Genomic DNA, 19,330 nt, shown 5'->3' on the forward strand with positions numbered 1-19,330 from the left:
TGCCAGGATCGAGTGATGACGACTCCCCGCAGCGCGCCGCCGTTCGTCGTCCTGCGCGGCAACTCCGCCTCGGGGAAGTCGACGGTCGCTCGCCGGGTCCAGCGCGCCCTGCCGCGCGGGGAGGTCGCGGTGATCGGGCAGGACCATGTGCGCCGAGAGCTGCTGTGGGAGCACGACAGCGGCCAGGGCGACACGATCGGCCTGCTCGAGTCGATGGTCCGGCACTGCCTCGGGATCGGGCGCATCACGCTCCTCGAGGGCATCTTCGGCGCCGAGCGATACCACGGCATGTTCGCGCGGATGCTGCGTGATGCCCCTGGTCCGACCCTGGTGTACTACCTCGACGTGAGCCTGCCGGAGACCCTGCGGCGCCACGCCGGCAAGCCGATCGCGGGGCATGTGGCCCCTGAAGAGGTCGCGTCCTGGTACCGGCCCCACGACGTGCTCGGCGTCCCCGGGGAGCAGGTCCTCGCCGAGGCGCTCGACGAGGACCAGATGGTCGCGCGGGTCCTCGGGGACCTCTCGATGCTCCGCACCGGCCCCGGAGAGCGTGGGGGCCCGGCGCCGTCCGCTCCTGAGGAGTTCACTTCTCCGCGGAGCGCTCCGTGATCGTCAGGTCCAGCGGGAAGTCGATCGGGCTGCCGGGAAAGAGCAGCCGCCCGGCGGCGTCGGCGCTCTCGCGGATCGCGGCGGCCGCGGCCTCCGCCTGGTCGGCCGGGGCGTGGACGATCACCTCGTCGTGGAGGAAGAACGCCAGATGCGCGCGGCGGGAGAACACCGGTCCCGAGGCGTCGGCCCGCTCGTCGGGGGCGACCTCCGGGAGCTGCGCGAGCCGAAGGCGTAGCGCCGCCATCCAGGACAGCGCCCATTCCGCCGCGGTGCCCTGCACCACGAAGTTGCGGGTGAACCGGCCGCGGTCGCGGGCCGAGCGACGGGCCCGCTCCTGCTCGCCGCTGGCCGCCTCGGGGCCGTTCGCCGAGCGCTGCGCCTGCACCCAGCCGGGCTCGGGAGCGGGGGAGGAGCGGCCGAGCCAGGTCGTGACCGTCCCGCCGCGCTCCCCGGTCGCAGCCGCGCCGTCCACGAGCGCCATCGCCTCGGGGAAGGTGCGGCGAAGCCGGGGCACGACGCGCCCGCTGTCCCCGGTGGTCCCGCCGTACAGGGCGCCGAGCACCCCGACCTTCGCCTCCTGCCGGCTCGCGACCACGCCCGCCTCGACGATGCCGGAATAGAGGTCCTTCCCGGCCCCTGCCGCGATCATCTCCCCGTCGTGCGACATCGCCGCGAGCACTCGCGGCTCGAGCTGGGAGACGTCGGCGCTGACCAGCCGCCAGCCAGGATCGGCGCGCAGTGCGGGCCGCAGCCGGCGCGGGATCTGCAGCGCCCCGCCGCCGCTGGAGGCCCAGCGCCCGGTGACCACTCCGCCCGGCACGTAGACGGGCCGGTACCGTCCCTCGCTCACCCACTCGTCCATCCATGCCCAGCCGTTGGCGGTCAGCAGGCGGGACATCTTCTTGTACCGCAGCAGGGGCTCGATCGCCGGATGCTCGTGCTCCTGCAGCTCCCACTGGGAGGTGGAGGAGACGTCGATGCCGGCGCGGTGCAGGGCGCGCAGCAGCTTCGGCGGCGAGTCCAGCGACACGGTCGGGTCCCCGAGCGCGGTGCGCACCTCGGCGGCGACCTGCACCATCTGCGCGGGGAGCGTCCCGGGGGAGGGGCGCGGCCCCAGGGCCTCGGTGAGGATCCGGTCGTGCTCGGCCACGTCCCAGGGGATGCCCGCCGTCTGCAGCTCCGCAGCGATCAGCGCGCCGGCGGACTCCGCCGCCAGCAGCAGGCGCAGGCGCGTCGGGTCCTCGGCGCCCGCGATCGCCGAGAGCTGCCGCTCGAGCTCCGCACAGGTCTCCTCGATCCCGTCGGGCACGCCGTGGGCGGCAGACGGCCGGGCATCGAGGTCGAAGAGGGTCGCGCCGAGGTCGCGTCGCGGCTCCTCCGGCTCGAGCGGGGTGTCCCATCCCGTCGCCTCCCGCAGAGGACCGGGCTCCGTCACCAGGTCGGAATGGCGTAGGATCCGGTGCACCAGGCGCAGGTCGTGGCAGCGCTCGAGGGTCACCCCGGCCGCGAGCAGACGCGGGTACCAGGCGGCGGCGTCGCTCCAGACCCAGCGCGGCCGGTGCGCGGCCTCGAGCTCGGCGACGAGGGAGGGGAGCTCCTGGACGGCACGGGTCCGCTCCTCGAGGACGGAGCCGTCGGCCGCGAGCTCGCGCAGCACGACCGCTCCGCCCGCCCCGCGACCGAGCACGCACCTCGCCGGGACGGGCGCGGCGGTGCCCGGCGGGGGAGAGGTCACCAGCCCCGCTCGCGCCAGGCCGGCAGGGAGGCCCGCTCGGCCCCGAGCGTGGTGTCGTCGCCGTGGCCCGGGTACACCCAGGTCGCATCGTCCAGCCGGTCGAAGATCCGCTGCTCGACGTCGTCGATCAGCTGCGCGAAGCGCTGCGGGTCCCGGTCGGTGTTGCCCACCCCGCCGGGGAAGAGGGAGTCGCCGGTGAAGAGGTGGTCGCCCTCCTCGCCGCCGCGCCACAGCACCGCGACGGAGCCGGGGGTGTGGCCGCGCAGGTGGATGATCTCCACCCGCTGCTCGCCGAACTCGATCACGTCGCCGTGGGCGAGGGGGAGGTCGATCTTCTCCGCGATCTCCTTCGCGTCCTCCGCCCCGGCGGCGGTGCGGGCGCCGGTCGCCGCGATCATCTCCGCCAGCGCGCCCACGTGGTCGTGGTGGCTGTGGGTGGTGAGGATGACGTCCAGCCAGTTGTGCTCGGCGCCCGCCGCGATCATCCGGCGCAGGGCGTCCGGCTCCGCCGCCGCGTCGATCAGCAGCTGGGCGCCGGTCGACCGACAGGTCAGCAGGTAGGCGTTGTTGTCCATCGTCCCGACGGACAGCTTGCGGATCTGCAGGTGCTCGAGGTCTCGCACGGCGGGCTCGCCGCCCGGCTCGACATGTCCGGTGTACTCGTGATCAGCCATGGGGACAGTATGTCGTCCTTATCTCCCCCGAACAACTGTTCGAAGGTCGGTGTGCGCCCCTAGAATGCCGGGGTGACTGATTCCCTGGTCGTCCGTGGTGCGCGCGAGCACAACCTCAAGAACATCGACATCGACATCCCCCGCGACAAGCTGGTGGTGTTCTCCGGCCTGTCCGGCTCCGGCAAGAGCTCCCTGGCCTTCGACACCATCTTCGCCGAGGGGCAGCGGCGCTACGTCGAGTCGCTCTCCAGCTATGCGAGGCAGTTCCTCGGGCAGATGGACAAGCCCAGCGTCGACCTCATCGAGGGGCTCTCCCCGGCGGTCTCGATCGACCAGAAGTCCACCAACCGCAACCCGCGCTCCACCGTCGGCACGATCACCGAGATCTACGACTACCTGCGCCTGCTGTTCTCCCGCACCGGCGAGCAGCACTGCCCCGTCTGCGGCGAGCTGGTCACCTCCTCCTCGGCCGAGCAGATCGTGGACACCCTCCTCGAGGAGGAGGCCGGCACCCGCTTCCAGCTGCTGGCACCCGTGGTGCAGGGGCGCAAGGGGGAGCACCAGGACCTGCTCAGCTCCCTGCGCTCCCAGGGCTACGCCCGCGCCCGCATCGACGGGGACAACCGCCGCCTGGACGAGGAGATCAGCCTCGACAAGCGCTACAAGCACACGATCGAGGTGGTCGTCGACCGCCTCTCCGCGAAGCCCGACGCGCGCCGTCGCCTCACCGACTCGGTCGAGACCGCCCTGCGGCTGGCCGAGGGGATCCTGCTGGTCGACTACGTGGACCGCGACGACGAGGACCCGCAGCGCACCCGCCGCTTCTCCGAGAAGCGCGCCTGCCCGAACGACCACCCCCTCGCGATCGACGACATCGAGCCGCGCACCTTCTCCTTCAACGCCCCCTACGGCGCCTGCCCCGAGTGCACGGGCCTGGGGCAGCGGCTCGAGGTCGATCCCGAGCTCGTGATCCCCGACGAGGACCTCTCCCTCGCAGGCGGCGCGATCGCCCCGTGGACCATGGGCTCCTCCGACCACCACCAGGAGGTCATGTCCGGCCTCGCCGAGGAGCTCGCCTTCTCGATGGACACCCCCTGGCGCGCGCTGCCCGAGCGCGCGAAGGAGGCGCTGCTGCACGGCAAGGACTTCAAGGTCCACGTGAAGTACCGCAACCGCTTCGGCCGCGAGCGCACGTACTCCACGGGCTTCGAGGGCGTCATGCACTTCCTCGAGCGTCGCCACAGCGACACCGAGTCCGACTGGGCCAAGGAGCGCTACGAGCAGTTCATGCGCGAGGTGCCCTGCCCCGCGTGCCAGGGCGCGCGCCTGCGCCCCGAGGTGCTCGCCGTGACCGTCGGCGGGAAGTCCATCGCCGAGGTCTGCGAGATGTCGATCGGCGACGCGCTCGCCTTCCACCAGGGCCTCGAGCTCGGGGTGCGGGAGGCCGCGATCGCCGACGAGGTGCTGCGGGAGATCCGCTCCCGCCTGGGCTTCCTGCTCGACGTGGGCCTGGACTACCTCTCCCTCGCCCGCGCGGCCGGCACCCTCTCCGGCGGCGAGGCGCAGCGCATCCGCCTGGCCACCCAGATCGGCTCGGGACTCGTGGGCGTGCTCTACGTCCTCGACGAGCCCTCCATCGGCCTGCACCAGCGCGACAACGAGCGCCTCATCGCGACCCTCGAGCGCCTACGCGACCTCGGCAACACCCTCATCGTCGTCGAGCACGACGAGGACACGCTCAACTCGGCCGACTGGGTCGTGGACATCGGCCCGCTCGCCGGCGAGCACGGCGGGAAGGTGGTCCACTCCGGCCCCGTCGAGGGCCTGAAGCAGAACCCCGACTCCCTCACCGGCCGCTATCTCTCCGGCGAGCTGGAGATCCCCGTGCCCGCGGTGCGCCGCCCCGTGGACAAGGAGCGGATGCTGAAGGTCGTCGCGCCCCGCGCGAACAACCTCACCGGGCAGGACGTCTCCTTCCCGCTCGGCGTGCTCACCGCAGTCACCGGCGTCTCCGGCTCGGGCAAGTCGTCCCTGGTCAACGACATCCTGTACTCGGTCCTGGCCAAGGAGCTCAACCGCTCCCGCGTCGTGCCCGGGCGGCACAAGCGCGTCACCGGCCTCGAGCACCTCGACAAGGTCGTCCACGTGGACCAGTCGCCGATCGGCCGCACCCCGCGCTCGAACCCCGCCACCTACACGGGCGTGTGGGACCGGGTGCGAACCCTCTTCGCCCAGACCAACGAGGCGAAGATCCGCGGGTACACCGCCGGGCGCTTCTCCTTCAACGTCAAGGGCGGGCGCTGCGAGGCCTGCTCCGGCGACGGCACGCTGAAGATCGAGATGAACTTCCTGCCCGACGTGTACGTGCAGTGCGAGGTCTGCAAGGGCCAGCGCTACAACCGCGAGACGCTCGAGGTGAAGTTCAAGGACAAGAACGTCGCCGAGGTGCTGGACATGTCCATCGCCGAGGCGCTCGAGTTCTTCGACGCCGTCCCCGCGATCCGCCGCCAGATGCAGACCCTGGTCGACGTGGGCCTCGGCTACGTGAAGCTCGGCCAGTCCGCGACCACCCTCTCGGGCGGCGAGGCGCAGCGCGTGAAGCTCTCCTCCGAGCTGCACAAGCGCTCCAACGGCCGCACGATCTACGTGCTCGACGAGCCGACGACGGGCCTCCACTTCGAGGACGTGCGCAAGCTCCTCGAGGTGCTCGAGGGCCTCGTGGACAAGGGCAACTCCGTGATCGTCATCGAGCACAACCTCGACGTCATCAAGACCGCCGACCACGTCATCGACCTCGGCCCCGAGGGCGGCGCCGGCGGCGGGAGGATCGTCGCCACCGGCACCCCCGAGAAGGTGGCGAAGGTCGAGGGCTCCTACACCGGTCGCTTCCTCGCCCCGATGCTCGAGGGCGGACGAGCGGGCGCGGCCGCGGCCCGCTGAGCAGGCGGAGCCATGGCTGATCCGGCGACCTACCGCCCCGCGACCGGCACGATCCCCACGAGGCCGGGGGTCTACCGGTTCCGGGACGCGCACGGCCGTGTCATCTACGTCGGCAAGGCGAAGAACCTCCGCCAGCGCCTGGTGAACTACTTCCAGGACCTCTCCGTCCTGCACGAGCGCACCCGGCGCATGGTCACCACCGCCGCGAGCGTCGAGTGGACCGTGGTGGGCACCGAGGTCGAGGCGCTCACCCTCGAGTACACGTGGATCAAGGAATTCGACCCGCGGTTCAACGTCAAGTTCCGCGACGACAAGTCCTACCCCTATCTCGTGATCACGATGGGGGAGAAGGTGCCGCGGGTGCACATCACCCGTCGGCCGCGCGCCAAGGGAGACCGCACCTTCGGGCCCTACCCGCAGGTCGGCGCGATCCGCGAGACCCTCGACCTGATGCTGCGGGTGTTCCCGATCCGCTCCTGCACCGCCGGGGTGTACCGGCGGGCCGAGCGGTCGGGCAGGCCCTGCCTGCTCGGCTTCATCGGCAAGTGCGCGGCGCCCTGCGTCGGCGACATCTCCGAGGACGAGCACCGGCGGCTCGCCGAGCAGTTCGCGGACTTCATGGCCGGCAACACCTCGAAGTACACCCGCCGCATCGAGCAGCGGATGAGGGCCGCGGCCGCGGCGATGGACTACGAGACCGCCGCGAGCCTCCGCGACGACCTCCAGGCGCTCGAGAAGGTGATGGAGAAGAACTCCGTGGTCCTCTCCGACGCGACCGACGCCGACCTGATCGGCCTCGCCCAGGACGAGCTCGAGGCCTCCGTGCAGGTCTTCCACGTGCGCGGCGGACGGATCCGCGGCCAGCGCGGCTGGACTGCGGAGATCCTCGACGAGTCGACCGCGCCGGACCTCGTCGAGCGTGCCCTGACCACCCTGTACACCGAGGGGAGCGCCCCGAAGGAGGTGCTCGTCCCGATCCTGCCGACGAACCTCTCCCAGGTGCGCGAGCTGCTCGGGCCCCGCGTGGACCTGCGCGTCCCGCAGCGTGGCGAGAAGAAGGACCTGCTCGTCACGGTCGGCGAGAACGCGACCGAGGCGCTGCGCCTGCACCGCCTCAAGCGCACCGGCGACCTCACCGCGCGCACCAAGGCGCTCGAGGACCTGGGGGAGGCGCTCGACCTCGCCGAGCCGCCGCTGCGGATCGAGTGCTTCGACATCTCCCATTCCCAGGGCACCAACGTCGTCGGCTCCCAGGTGGTGTTCGAGGACGGGCTGCCCAAGAAGAGCGAGTACCGCCGCTACTCGGTCACCGGCGCCGCCGCCCGCGACGACACCGCCTCCATGCACGACGTGATCACACGCCGGCTGAAGCACCACCTCGACCCGCCCGAGCCGACGGAGGACGAGGAGACCGGCCGTTTCAAGCGCTTCGCGTACCCGCCCTCGCTGATCCTCGTCGACGGCGGCCCGCCGCAGGTCGCCGCCGCGCAGCGTGCCTTCGACGAGCTCGGGATCACCGACATCGCCCTGGCCGGGATCGCCAAGCGGCTCGAGGAGATCTGGCTGCCGGGGGAGGAGTACCCCGTCATCCTGCCCCGCACCTCCGAGGCGCTCTTCCTCGTCCAGCGCCTGCGCGACGAGGCGCACCGCTTCGCCATCACCTACCACCGCTCCAAGCGGGGACGGGCCATGCAGGCCAGCGCCCTGGACGGCATCCCGGGCCTCGGCCCGGCCCGGCGCCGCGCGCTGCTGGACCGCTTCGTCACCGTCTCCGCGATCCGTGAGGCGAGCGAGGAACAGCTCACGGAGGTCGACGGGATCGGTCCCGCGTTGGCCGCGCAGATCACCGCCGCGCTAACATCCGGGCAGGAGACCGGCTCGGACGCCGACAGCGCGGACGACGCCCTCGGCGTCACCGTCGACATGGCGACCGGCGAGATCCTCGAGGGCTGAGCGCGAGGCCCGTCCACCCCGATCCGGAAGGAGCACCCGTGACCGAGGAGTCCATCCCGAGTCCGACCACGGACACCCGAGGCGACGTGGTCATCATCACCGGGCTCGCCGGGGCCGGACGGGAGACCGCCGCCCACGCCCTGGAGGACATGGGCTGGTACGTGGTCTACAACATCGCCCCGCAGCTGATCGGCACGCTCTACGAGCTGCAGGCCTCCGCCGTCGGCCGCGAGAACCGCTTCGCGGTCGTGGTCGACCCGCGCTCCGGCCCCTTCTTCACGGAGCTCGGCGAGGTCGTCGACGAGCTGCGCAAGGCCGATCTGCGTCTGCGCCTGCTCTTCCTCACTGCCGACGAGTCCACCCTCGTGCGGCGCTTCGACTCGGTGCGTCGCCCTCACCCGCTGCAGGGCGAGGAGGGCGTGCTCGAGGGCATCCGCCGCGAGCGCGAGATGCTCGCCCGCTACCGGCGCACCGCCGACCTCGTCATCGACACCTCGCCGCTGAACGTGCACGAGCTGACGATGAAGATGCGCTCGCTGTTCGGCACCGGCGAGGAGCAGCGCCTGACCGTGACGATGCTGTCCTTCGGCTTCAAGTATGGGATCCCGCTGGAGGCCGACCACGTCAGCGACGTGCGCTTCATCCCCAACCCGTACTGGGTGCCGGAGCTGCGTCCCAAGCGAGGCACCGACGCCGACGTCGCCGAGTTCGTGCTCGGCGACGCGAACGCCGCCGAGTTCGTCGAGCGGTACATCGAGATGATCACCCCGGTGCTGCGCGGCTACAGCACCGAGAACAAGCACTTCACCACTCTCGCGATCGGCTGCACGGGCGGCAAGCACCGCTCCGTCGCGGTCTCGGAGCGGATCGGCGACGAGCTGCGCACCGCCGGGCACGCGGTGCGGATCCGCCACCGGGATCTGGGGCGGGAATGAGCATCGCCTCCCGCAGCCGACGCCTCCGGCTCCGCGGCGCCGACCGCTCCGCGAGCGCCCAGCGGGGCGGCCGCGGCGCCCCGCAGCGGCCCGTGCGCGTGGTCGCCCTCGGCGGCGGCCACGGCCTCGCCGCGAACCTCCGCGCCCTGCGCCTGCTCACCGACGACATCACCGCCGTGGTCACCGTCGCCGACAACGGCGGCTCCTCGGGCCGGATCCGCACCGAGATGCCCGTGCTGCCCCCTGGGGACCTGCGGATGGCGCTCGCGGCCCTGTGCGAGGACTCCGAATGGGGGTCCATTTGGGGCGACGTGATCCAGCACCGCTTCGCCACCGACGGCGAGCTCGACGGCCACGCGCTCGGGAACCTGATGATCGTCGCGCTGTGGCAGATCCTCGAGGACCCCATCGAGGGGCTGGACCAGATGGCCGAGCTGCTCGGCGCGCGCGGACGCGTGCTGCCGATGGCGCTGGACCCGCTGGACATCGAGGCGCGAGTGGTCGGCGCCGACGGCAGCGCCCGCACCGTCTCGGGCCAGTACCAGGTCGCGACCGCGGAGGGCCGCGTCGAGGACGTGCGCCTGATCCCGCCGCGGCCCCGCGTCCCCGTCGACGTGCTCGAGGCGATCGGGCGCGCGGACTGGATCATCCTCGGCCCCGGCTCCTGGTACACCTCGGTGCTGCCGCATCTGATGATCCCCGAGATCGCCGAGGCGATCGCGGCGAGCCCGGCGCGGAAGGGGATCATCACGAACCTCTCCGTCGGCGCGCAGGAGGCCGAGGGGATGACGAGCCTGGACATGCTGGACGTGCTGCTCGCCCGCGCGGGGGACTGCCGCTTCGACGCCCTCGTCGCCGACCCGACCACTCTGGAGGACGTCCTCGAGCTCGCCGAGGCGGCGCAGCAGAGAGGGCTGCGCACCCTGCTGCGCCAGGTCAGCGTCGGCGACGGGACGCCGCGGCACGACCCGGTGCGCCTGGCCGCCGCGTACCGTGATCTGTTCGACGACGCCTACGGGGATGTGGAGCGCGGCGACGACCGCTCCGCGTCGCGCCGGAAGCGACCCCACCGCACCACGAGGGGCACGGACCCCCGCACCGAGGAGGACACGCATGGCGCTGACGGGTGACGCGAAGGAGGAGCTCAGCCACCTCGAGGTGACACGGCCCTCCGCCCGCAAGGCCGAGGCGGCTGCGATGCTGCGCTTCGCCGGGGGCCTGCACCTGGTCGCGGGGCGCGTCGTGGTCGAGGCGGAGCTGGACTCGGCGGCGGTCGCGCGGCGTCTGCACGGCATCATCGCCGACATGTACGGCCACCGCGCCGAGCTCGCCGTGCTGGCCCCCTCCGGGATCCGCCGCACCACCCGCTACCTGGTGCGGGTGGAGCGCGAGGGCGGGATGCTGGCCCGCCAGGCCGGGCTCCTGGACGCGCGCGGCCGTCCCGTGCGCGGTATGCCGCCCTTCGTCGTCGGCGGGGCCCTGGTGGACGCGGAGGCCGCGTGGCGCGGGGCGTTCCTCGCCCGCGGCACCCTCACCGAGCCGGGCCGCTCCTCGGCCCTGGAGCTGTCCTGCCCCGGCCCCGAGGTGGCGCTGGCGATGGTCGGCGCGGCCCGGCGCCTCGGCGTCGCCTCGAAGGCCCGGGAGGCGCGGGGCGCGGACCGGGTGGTGCTGCGTGACGGCGACGCGATCTCCGCCCTGCTGTCCCGGATGGGCGCCCACGAGACGGTGCGCACCTGGGAGCAGCGCCGCACCACTCGCGAGGTGAAGGCGACCGCGCACCGGCTGGCGAACTTCGACGACGCGAACCTGCGCCGCTCCGCGCGGGCCGCGGTCGCGGCGGGGCAGCGGGTGCAGCGCGCCCTGGAGATCCTCGGCGACGAGGTGCCCGAGCACCTGCAGGCCGCCGGTCGCCTCCGTCTGGAGCATCGACAGGCGAGCCTCGAGGAGCTCGGGCGCCTCGCCGATCCGCCGCTCACGAAGGACGCCGTGGCCGGTCGGATCCGACGCCTGCTCGCCACCGCGGACAAGCGCGCGGAGGAGCTCGGCATCCCCGGGACCGACCACGGAGTGGACGAGGACCATCTTCCTTCGTCCCCTGATGCCGGTCGTTGATAGGATCGTCACGGTCGTCGGTCACACGCCGGCGTCGCCCGAGCGTACGAGGGCGTGCGCGCCATGTCAGTACTCGAACGTCGCGGACTCACCGCGACACTAGGAGGAACCCTTGACCGTCAAGGTTGGTATCAACGGATTCGGCCGCATCGGCCGGAACTTCCTGCGCGCCGCTCTCGAGCAGCAGGCGGACATCCAGATCGTCGGTGTGAACGACCTCACCGACAACGCCACGCTCGCGAACCTCATCAAGTACGACTCGATCGGCGGGGTGCTTCCCTACGACGTCTCGCACGACGAGGACTCGATCACCGTCGGCGACAACACCTTCAAGGCGTACGCCGAGCGCGATCCGAAGAACATCCCGTGGGGTGAGATCGGCGCGGACGTCGTCATCGAGTCCACCGGCATCTTCACCGACGCCGAGAAGGCCAAGGCCCACATCGAGGCCGGCGCCAAGAAGGTCATCATCTCCGCTCCGGCGAAGAACGAGGACGCGACCTTCGTGATCGGCGTGAACGAGGGCGACTACGACCCCGCGAAGCACGACATCATCTCCAACGCCTCCTGCACCACCAACAGCCTCGCTCCGGTGGCGAAGGTGCTGAACGACGAGTTCGGCATCGTCAAGGGCCTGATGACCACGATCCACGCCTACACCTCGGACCAGGTGCTGCAGGACGGCCCGCACAAGGACCCGCGCCGTGCACGCGCCGCCGCCCTGAACATCGTCCCGACCACCACCGGTGCGGCCAAGGCCGTGGCGCTGGTGCTCCCCGAGCTCAAGGGCAAGCTCGACGGCTACTCGCTGCGCGTGCCGGTCCCCACCGGCTCGATCACCGACCTCACCTTCGAGGCCTCCCGCGAGGTCACGATCGAGGAGATCAACGCCGCGATCAAGAAGGCCGCCGAGGGCCCGCTCAAGGGCGTCCTGCGCTACACCGAGGACCCGATCGTCTCCAAGGACATCGAGGGCGACCCGCACTCCTCGATCTTCGACGCGCAGCTCACCAAGGTGAACGGCAACCAGGTCAAGATCTTCTCCTGGTACGACAACGAGTGGGGCTTCTCCAACCGCCTCGTCGAGCTCTCGCAGCTGGTCGGCAAGTCCCTCTGATCCTCACGTCGTCCCGCTGACGACCAGGACAGCCCCGGAGCCCGCCGGTCGCCACCCCGAGGGGTCGGCGTCCGGCGGGCTCCGCTCGTCCCCCGTCCCGACGGGCCGCTCCGGCGTCCCGCGGTCGAACACCTGAAGGAGCACCACAGTGCTGAAGACCATCGATTCGCTCGGAGAGCTGCGCGGCAAGCGCGTGCTCGTCCGCGCCGATCTGAACGTGCCGCTGGACGGCACCACGATCACCGACGACGGCCGCATCCGCGCCGCGCTGCCCACCCTCACCCGGCTCGTCGAGGCCGGTGCCCGGGTCGCGGTGATCTCCCACCTCGGCCGCCCCAAGGGCGCGCCCGAGGAGAAGTACTCCCTCCGTCCCGTCGTGGGCCGCCTCGGCGAGCTGCTCGGCCAGGAGGTCGCCTTCGCGACCGACACCGTCGGCTCCTCCGCGCAGGAGACCGTCGCCGCGCTCGGCGACGGCCAGGTCGCCGTGCTCGAGAACCTGCGCTTCAACGCGGGCGAGACCGCGAAGACCGACGAGGAGCGGCTCGCCTTCGCCCGCGAGCTCGCCGCCCTGGGCGACGCCTTCGTCTCCGACGGCTTCGGCGTCGTCCACCGCAAGCAGGCCTCCGTGTACGAGCTCGCCACCCTGCTCCCCGCCGCCGCGGGCGAGCTGGTGCTGCGCGAGGTCGACTCGCTGCGCAAGGTGACCGACGAGCCCGAGCGCCCCTTCGTGGTCGTCCTCGGCGGCGCGAAGATCGCCGACAAGCTCGGCGTGATCGACGCGCTGCTGGGCAGGGCCGACCGCATCCTCATCGGCGGCGGCATGGCCTACACCTTCCAGAAGGCGCTCGGCCACGAGGTCGGCCTGTCGCTGCTGGACGAGTCGAAGATCGACGTGGTGCGCGAGTACATGGAGCGCGCGAAGGCGAACGGCGTCGAGCTCGTGCTCCCCGTCGACACCGTCGTGGCGCCGGAGTTCTCCGCCGACGCGCCCGCCACCGTGGTGGGCGTCGACGGGATCCCCGCGGACCAGGAGGGCATGGACATCGGCCCCGAGACCGCGAAGCTCTTCGGCGAGAAGATCGCCGATGCGGCGACCGTGTTCTGGAACGGCCCGATGGGCGTGTTCGAGTTCCCCGCCTTCGCCGAGGGCACGAAGGCCGTCGCCGAGAAGCTCGGCGCGGCCTCCGGCTACACCGTGGTCGGCGGCGGAGACTCCGCCGCGGCGGTGCGCAACCTGGGCTTCGACGAGACGCTCTTCTCCCACATCTCCACCGGCGGCGGTGCCAGCCTCGAGCTCATCGAGGGCAAGGACCTGCCCGGAATCTCCATCCTCGAGGAGGACCAGAAGTGACCACCCGCACCCCGCTCATGGCGGGCAACTGGAAGATGAACCTCGACTGGAAGCAGGGCCTCGCCCTGGTCGAGGAGCTCGGCGAGCAGCTCAAGGAGGTCGACACCACCAAGGTCGAGACCGTCGTGCTGCCCCCGTTCGTGGACCTGCGCACCGTGCAGGTCGCGGTCGACGCCGGCAAGCTCCCGATCGCCTACGGCTCCCAGGACATCTCCGCGCACGAGTCCGGCGCATACACCGGCGAGGTCTCCGGCGCGATGCTCTCGGCGCTGGGCTGCACCTACGCCGCGGTCGGCCACTCCGAGCGCCGCCAGTACCACGGCGAGACCGAGGAGGTCACGAACGCCAAGGTGAAGGCAGCCTTCGCCTCGGGCCTCGTGCCGATCCTCTGCGTCGGCGAGCCGCTCGAGGAGCGCAAGGCCGGCAAGCACGTCGAGTACACCCTCGCGCAGCTCGAGGGCGGCATCGAGGGCATCACCGCCGAGCAGGCCGCGAAGATCGTCATCGCCTACGAGCCCGTCTGGGCGATCGGCACCGGCGAGGTCGCGACCCCGGACGACGCGCAGGAGGTGTGCTCCGCGATCCGCGAGGCGCTGCGCGCGATGCACGGCGACACGGTCGCCGACGCGGTGCGCGTCCTGTACGGCGGCAGCGTGAAGTCCTCAAACGTGGGCGAGCTCATGCAGCGCGCCGACGTCGACGGGGCCCTCGTCGGCGGCGCCTCGCTGAAGGCCGAGGAGTTCGCCAAGATCGCCGGTTTCCAGGGCTGAGCCGAGCGGAGGGCTGAAGGTAAGCCTCCCCACGCGGGCCGGGTCCTCGACGGACCCGGCCCGTGCCGTATGCTGGATCGGTCCGTCCGTCTCCGTGGAAGGGTGATCCCCTCGTGGACCTGTCCCTGCTGAAGCTCGTCCTCCAGATCCTCCTGGCGGTGTTCGGGCTGCTGACGATCCTGCTGGTGCTCCTGCACAAGGGGCGCGGCGGCGGCCTGTCGGACATGTTCGGCGGCGGCGTCTCCTCCTCCGCGAGCGCCTCGGGCGTCGCCGAGCGGAACCTGAACCGCCTCACGGTGACCGTCGCCGTCCTCTGGGGCGCGAGCGCCGTCGGCCTCGGCATCATCGAGACGATGCTCTGACACCCTCGTGCGGCGACCGCCGCACCTCTGCTCTGCGAACGGGCCGTCCCCTCGGGGACGGCCCGTTCTGCGTCGCCGGACCTCGGGGCCCCGACAGCCCGAAGGGCCGGTCACCTCGCGGTGACCGGCCCTTCGGACATCCTGGGTGCTCCCGGACGAGCCGGGGCTCAGCGGGCGCTGCGCCCGGCGGCCGCCTCGTCGAGCACCCAGGTGGTGGACTCGAGGCCGCGCACCGCCGAGGCGGGCACCTCCCACGGGTCCACGCCGTCGCGCGCGGCGCGCACCGCCTCGGCCTTCTCCGCGCCGGCCACGAGCAGCGCCACGTGGCGGGCCGAGTTCAGCACCGGCCAGGTCAGCGAGATCCGCTGCGAGGGCGGCTTCGGAGAGCCGGTCACCGCGACGGCGCTGCCGAGCACCTTCTCCTGGGCGGGGTGCTGCGGGAACAGCGAGGCGATGTGACCGTCGGGGCCGACCCCGAGCAGCAGCACGTCGAAGAACGCCTGCCCGCGGGTGCGGAAGGGCTCGTCGCCGCCCGTCTGGTCCAGCTGCTGCCCGTACCAGGCGGCGGCGTCCTCGAGGGACATGCCGTCGGCGGGGGAGGGCATGACATGGACGTTGCGGGCAGGGAGCCCGTGCTCCTCGCGCAGCACGTCCAGCAGCGAGGCACGCACGCCCACCTCGTTGCGCTCCTCGGAGTCCGGCTCGACGAAGCGCTCGTCGCCCCACCACAAGTGCAGGCGGGCGGCCTCCACGCCGGCCTCCTCCAGCGCGGCCGGCAGGGCCGCGGCGGTGAGAGTGCCGACGGTGCCGCCGGTGAGCACCAGGTGCGCGACGGGGCGCTTCTCGAGCGCGGCGGCGAGCTGCTCCGCGGTGGCCGTGGCGGCGGCCTGCGCGACCGCCTCCGCATCGGCGACCACGACGTCCTGCGGGGCGGGCTTGCCGCTGGCGAAGGTCGCGGTGTCGGAGATGCCGGAGAAGGCGGCGCCGAGCACCTCGCCGTAGACCTCGTCGGGATCCAGGCGGCGCAGCTCCTCGGTGACGAGCTCCGCGAGGGTGCGGCGAGGCATCGTCACGTGCTGGCCGGAGTCGTCGCCCGGCAGCTTCATGACGATCGAGTCGTCGCTGACGCGGGTGAGCTCGATCGTGCCGTCCTCGCGCACCAGACGCACGCCGTGCACCCCGGCGAAGTCGGGATCGTCCGAGGGCGGCGGGAGGATCGACGCCTCGACGCCGAGGGTGTGCTGCAGCCAGCTCGCCATCAGCAGCACCGAGGGGTTGCCCTCGGTGCCGAGGACCTCGACGGAGCTGGGCACGGAGACCGGCGGCACCTCGTAGGCGCTCGCGACCAGGCCGCGCCAGCGGGTCAGCCGCGCCCAGGCGAAGTCCGAGTCGCCGCTGGCGTAGCCGCGGCGCAGGCGCTTCAGCGTCCCCAGCGGGTCCGCGCAGGCGGCGGAGTCGGTGATGCGGCGCTGCGACATGGAGCCGAGCACGTCGTGGACGGGGGAGGACGGAGCGTTCTCCGGCCACCAGGTCACGATCGGCGCATCCGGCAGCAGCAGCGCCATCACCAGCGTGTCCAGCGACCACAGCACGTCGCCGCGGGCGTGGAGGATCACGATCTCGCCGGCGCCGGCGTCACGGCCCACGCGGATCTCGGCGTCGAGCCCGGAGGTCTCCGCCTCGGGATCGGCGTCGACCACGAGCACCCGGGCGGGATGCTCGTGGCTCGCGGCGATCGCCGCCTCGAGCGGCTCCTCGATGTCGCCGGTGGCGATGATGATGAGCGTGAGGACCCGGCCGATGGTGTTCTCGCCGAAGGTCTCCCGCATCTCGGTCATGGTCTTGTCGACCGCCGACGCGGTGGTGTCGGTCAGGGTGGTGATCACGGTCGCCTCCAGGTGCGCCCGTCACGGGCGAGCATGTCGTGTGCGGTGTCGGGGCCCCAGGAGCCCGGCCGGTAGGGCGCGGGGTCGAGGTTCTCGGCCCAGAACTCGGTGATGGGGTCGAGGATCTTCCAGGAGAGCTCGACCTCCTTCTGCCGCGGGAACAGCGGCGGGTCGCCGAGCAGCATGTCCAGGATCAGCCGCTCGTACGCCTCGGGGGACTCCTCGGTGAAGTTCATGCCGTAGGCGAAGTCCATCGTCACGTCCCGCACCTCCATCTGGGTGCCGGGGACCTTCGAGCCGAAGCGCATGGTCACGCCCTCGTCCGGCTGGACGCGGATGACGATCGCGTTCTGGCCCAGGTCCGCGGTGTCCGTGGAGTGGAAGGGCAGGAAGGGCGCACGCTTGAACACGACCGCGATCTCGGTGACGCGGCGTCCCAGGCGCTTGCCGGCGCGCAGGTAGAAGGGCACCCCGGCCCAGCGGCGGGTCGCGATGTCCAGGCGCATCGCGGCGAAGGTCTCGGTGGTGGAGTCGGCGGGGATGCCGTCCTCCTCGAGATAGGGGCGCACCTCCTCGCCGCCCTGCCAGCCGCCGACGTACTGGCCGCGCGCGGTGTGCGCGGCGAGGTCCTCCGGCAGCTCGACGGCGGCGAGGACCTTCTCCTTCTCCGCGCGCAGGTCGCTGGCGCGGAAGGTGACCGGCTCCTCCATCGCGGTGAGCGCGAGGAGCTGCAGGAGGTGGTTCTGGATGACGTCGCGGGCGGTGCCGATGCCGTCGTAGTAGCCGGCGCGCGAGCCGATGCCGATGTCCTCGGCCATCGTGATCTGCACGTGGTCGACGTAGCCGGAGTTCCAGATCGGCTCGAACATCTGGTTCGCGAAGCGCAGCGCGAGGATGTTCTGGACCGTCTCCTTGCCCAGGTAGTGGTCGATGCGGAAGACGTCCTCGGGACGGAACGCCTTCTCCACCACGTCGTTGAGCTCGCGGGCAGAGGCGAGGTCGTGGCCGAAGGGCTTCTCGATGACGACGCGGCGCCAGGAACCGTCCTGCGGGGTGTTCAGGCCCGACTTGGCCAGCTGCCCGCACACCTGCGGGAAGGCGTCCGGGGGGATCGAGAGGTAGAAGGCGTGGTTGCCGCCGGTGCCGCGCGTGCGGTCCAGCTCGCCGACGACCTCGGTGAGGCGCTCGAAGGCCGCCTTGTCGTCGAAGGTGCCGGTGACGAAGCGGAGGCCGCCGCGCAGCTGCTCGAAGACGCTCTCGTCGAAGCCGGTGCGGGAGTGCTCGGAGACGGACTTCTTCACGTACTCGGCGAAGTCGTCGTCGGACCACTCGCGGCGGCCGTAGCCGACCAGGCCGAAGCTCGGCGGGAGGAGACCGCGGTGGGTGAGGTCGTAGATCGCCGGCAGCAGCTTCTTGCGGGCGAGGTCGCCGGTGACGCCGAACATCACCATGGAGCTGGGCCCGGCGATCAGCGGCAGCCGTCGGTCACGGGGATCGCGCAGCGGGTTCGGCGCACCGGCTGCTGCGGAGGGAGCGGGGGAGTCGGTCACGATGGTCCTTTCTCGGACACGGACGGCGGGAGCACGGGCCCGCACCGCGGCGGACCCGTGCTTCACCGGGAGGGATCAGGCGCGGGCGGCCTCGACGGACGCCGAGACGGTCTCGAGCAGCTCGTTCCAGGCCTTCTCGAACTTCTCCACGCCCTCACGCTCGAGCACCGCGAACACGTCGGCCAGATCCACCCCGGCCTCGGCCACGCGCTCGAGTGCGGCCTCGCCGGCGGCGGCGGTCTCGGCGGACAGCGCGGCCTTGGGCTCGGAGTGGTCGGCGGCGGCCTCGAGGGTCTTCTCCGGCATCGTGTTCACGGTCGGGTCGGCGACCAGGTTGTCCACGTAGAGGGTGTCGGAGTAGTCGGGGTTCTTCACGCCGGTCGACGCCCACAGGGCGCGCTGCACGTTCGCGCCCTTGTCGGCGAGGGCCTTGAAGCGCTCGGAGCCGAAGGCGGTGAGGTACACGCCGAAGGCGGCCTGGGCGTTGGCGACGCCGGCCTGGCCCTTGAGGGAGACGGCGTCGCCGCCGAGGGCGTCCAGGCGCGCGTCGATCTCGGTGTCCACGCGGGAGACGAAGAAGGAGGCGACCGAGTGGATGGTCGAGAGGTCCTTGCCGGCCTCCGCGGCCTTCTCCAGGCCGGCGAGGTAGGCGTCGATGACGGCCTCGTAGCGCTCGACGGAGAAGATCAGGGTGACGTTGACGCTGATGCCGGCGGCGATCACGGCGGTGATCGCGGGCAGGCCCGCCTCGGTCGCGGGGATCTTGATCATCACGTTCTCGCGGCCGACGACCTCGAAGAGGTGCTCGGCCTGCGCGATGGTCTTCTCGGTCTCGTGCGCGAGGCGGGGGTCGACCTCGATGCTGACGCGGCCGTCGAAGCCCTTGGAGGAGGCGTAGGCGTCGGCGAGCAGGTCGGCGGCGTTCCGGACGTCATCGGTGGTGAGCACCTCGATGACCTGGTCGACGTCCTTGCCCTCGCCGGCGAGGCGGGCGATGTCGGCGTCGTACTCGTCGGAGCCGGAGATCGCGGCCTGGAAGATCGAGGGGTTCGTGGTCACGCCCACGACGTTGCGGGTGGCGAGCAGCTCTGCGAGGTTGCCCGTCTGCAGGCGCTTGCGCGAGAGGTCGTCGAGCCAGATGGAGACTCCGGCATCGGAGAGGGCCTGGGTGGAGGGGTTCTGGGTCATGACGTTCCTTCCGGGCGCGACGCGCCCTGGGTCGACGCTGGTGTCATCGGGTGCAACGGGGACCGGCGGGCGCGGATTCCAGGAGGTGTCCGACGGAACATCGCAGGTCCCAGGGGTGGCAGGGGGGAGAGGCGCGGGGGGGGGGCCC

Annotated in this window: 15 protein-coding genes; 10 read left to right on the top strand and 5 right to left on the bottom strand. The window is 71.8% G+C overall.

Annotation, left to right across the window (positions count from 1 at the left end; genetic code table 11):
• Positions 1–15 precede the first annotated feature (15 nt).
• Positions 16–609 carry an AAA family ATPase gene (locus tag DS079_RS15125; protein ID WP_126988630.1) on the top strand — a complete coding sequence of 198 codons (594 nt, stop codon included), beginning with the start codon at positions 16–18 and terminating at the stop codon, positions 607–609.
• On the opposite strand, the gene DS079_RS15130 is transcribed toward DS079_RS15125, so the two are convergent.
• Both DS079_RS15130 and DS079_RS15135 read right to left on the bottom strand, forming a co-directional pair.
• Positions 584–2,344: a bifunctional 3'-5' exonuclease/DNA polymerase gene (locus DS079_RS15130; protein WP_241237685.1), complete on the bottom strand. Its 1,761-nt coding sequence runs from the start codon at positions 2,342–2,344 to the stop codon at positions 584–586. The two genes, DS079_RS15125 and DS079_RS15130, sit on opposite strands and share 26 nt — an antisense overlap.
• Positions 2,341–3,018, bottom strand: a complete 678-nt coding sequence (locus tag DS079_RS15135) for an MBL fold metallo-hydrolase (RefSeq protein WP_126988631.1) — start codon at positions 3,016–3,018, stop codon at positions 2,341–2,343. The genes DS079_RS15130 and DS079_RS15135 overlap by 4 nt, the downstream gene beginning before the upstream one ends.
• 72 nt (positions 3,019–3,090) lie before the next feature.
• Here DS079_RS15135 and uvrA point away from each other — a divergent pair, with 72 nt between their 5' ends.
• The 9 genes from uvrA to secG all read left to right on the top strand — a co-directional run bounded on the left by uvrA (position 3,091) and on the right by secG (position 14,558).
• Positions 3,091–5,958, top strand: a complete 2,868-nt coding sequence (gene uvrA, locus DS079_RS15140) for an excinuclease ABC subunit UvrA (protein WP_126988632.1) — start codon at positions 3,091–3,093, stop codon at positions 5,956–5,958.
• Positions 5,959–5,970: 12 nt separating this feature from the next.
• Complete coding sequence (gene uvrC, locus DS079_RS15145; RefSeq protein ID WP_126988633.1) at positions 5,971–7,911, top strand: excinuclease ABC subunit UvrC; 1,941 nt, start codon at positions 5,971–5,973, stop codon at positions 7,909–7,911.
• Between the two features lie 38 nt (positions 7,912–7,949).
• A complete protein-coding gene (rapZ, locus tag DS079_RS15150; RefSeq protein WP_053915831.1) occupies positions 7,950–8,846 on the top strand; it encodes an RNase adapter RapZ in 897 nt (298 codons plus the stop codon).
• Positions 8,843–9,976, top strand: coding sequence for a gluconeogenesis factor YvcK family protein (locus tag DS079_RS15155; protein ID WP_126988634.1), 1,134 nt, complete (start codon positions 8,843–8,845; stop codon positions 9,974–9,976). Before rapZ ends, DS079_RS15155 begins: the two co-directional genes overlap by 4 nt.
• Positions 9,960–10,958 carry a DNA-binding protein WhiA gene (gene whiA, locus DS079_RS15160; protein ID WP_126988635.1) on the top strand — a complete coding sequence of 333 codons (999 nt, stop codon included), beginning with the start codon at positions 9,960–9,962 and terminating at the stop codon, positions 10,956–10,958. The genes DS079_RS15155 and whiA overlap by 17 nt, the downstream gene beginning before the upstream one ends.
• Before the next feature lie 112 nt (positions 10,959–11,070).
• Positions 11,071–12,075 (top strand): type I glyceraldehyde-3-phosphate dehydrogenase, encoded by a 1,005-nt coding sequence (gap, locus tag DS079_RS15165; RefSeq protein WP_010551492.1) that lies wholly within the window; start codon positions 11,071–11,073, stop codon positions 12,073–12,075.
• Between the two features lie 148 nt (positions 12,076–12,223).
• Positions 12,224–13,426: a phosphoglycerate kinase gene (locus DS079_RS15170; protein WP_126988636.1), complete on the top strand. Its 1,203-nt coding sequence runs from the start codon at positions 12,224–12,226 to the stop codon at positions 13,424–13,426.
• A complete protein-coding gene (tpiA, locus tag DS079_RS15175) occupies positions 13,423–14,196 on the top strand; it encodes a triose-phosphate isomerase (RefSeq protein WP_126988637.1) in 774 nt (257 codons plus the stop codon). Before DS079_RS15170 ends, tpiA begins: the two co-directional genes overlap by 4 nt.
• A gap of 119 nt (positions 14,197–14,315) precedes the next feature.
• Entirely contained in the window at positions 14,316–14,558 is a 243-nt protein-coding gene (secG, locus tag DS079_RS15180; protein ID WP_029360751.1) for a preprotein translocase subunit SecG, read from the top strand.
• A gap of 167 nt (positions 14,559–14,725) precedes the next feature.
• Here the strand turns inward: secG and pgl are convergent, their stop codons facing one another.
• From pgl to tal, 3 genes are all read right to left on the bottom strand, one after another.
• Positions 14,726–16,444 carry a 6-phosphogluconolactonase gene (gene pgl, locus DS079_RS15185; RefSeq protein WP_126988638.1) on the bottom strand — a complete coding sequence of 573 codons (1,719 nt, stop codon included), beginning with the start codon at positions 16,442–16,444 and terminating at the stop codon, positions 14,726–14,728.
• A complete protein-coding gene (gene zwf, locus DS079_RS15190; protein WP_126988639.1) occupies positions 16,441–17,994 on the bottom strand; it encodes a glucose-6-phosphate dehydrogenase in 1,554 nt (517 codons plus the stop codon). The genes pgl and zwf overlap by 4 nt, the downstream gene beginning before the upstream one ends.
• A 75-nt stretch (positions 17,995–18,069) precedes the next feature.
• The gene (gene tal, locus DS079_RS15195) at positions 18,070–19,182 is read right to left on the bottom strand and encodes a transaldolase (RefSeq protein WP_126988640.1); all 1,113 of its coding nucleotides are present in this window, start codon (positions 19,180–19,182) and stop codon (positions 18,070–18,072) included.
• Between the last annotated feature and the right edge of the window lie 148 nt (positions 19,183–19,330).

It is taken from the genome of Brachybacterium paraconglomeratum (genome assembly GCF_003994255.1).
Lineage (GTDB): Bacteria > Actinomycetota > Actinomycetes > Actinomycetales > Dermabacteraceae > Brachybacterium > Brachybacterium conglomeratum.

Excerpts from the sequence above, each read along its gene's own strand:
- DS079_RS15125 (WP_126988630.1), top strand. The coding sequence starts at position 16 with ATGACGACTCCCCGCAGCGCGCCGCCGTTCGTCGTCCTGCGCGGCAAC.
- DS079_RS15135 (WP_126988631.1), bottom strand. The coding sequence starts at position 3,018 with ATGGCTGATCACGAGTACACCGGACATGTCGAGCCGGGCGGCGAGCCC.
- uvrC (WP_126988633.1), top strand. The coding sequence starts at position 5,971 with ATGGCTGATCCGGCGACCTACCGCCCCGCGACCGGCACGATCCCCACG.
- DS079_RS15155 (WP_126988634.1), top strand. The coding sequence starts at position 8,843 with ATGAGCATCGCCTCCCGCAGCCGACGCCTCCGGCTCCGCGGCGCCGAC.
- whiA (WP_126988635.1), top strand. The coding sequence starts at position 9,960 with ATGGCGCTGACGGGTGACGCGAAGGAGGAGCTCAGCCACCTCGAGGTG.
- tal (WP_126988640.1), bottom strand. The coding sequence starts at position 19,182 with ATGACCCAGAACCCCTCCACCCAGGCCCTCTCCGATGCCGGAGTCTCC.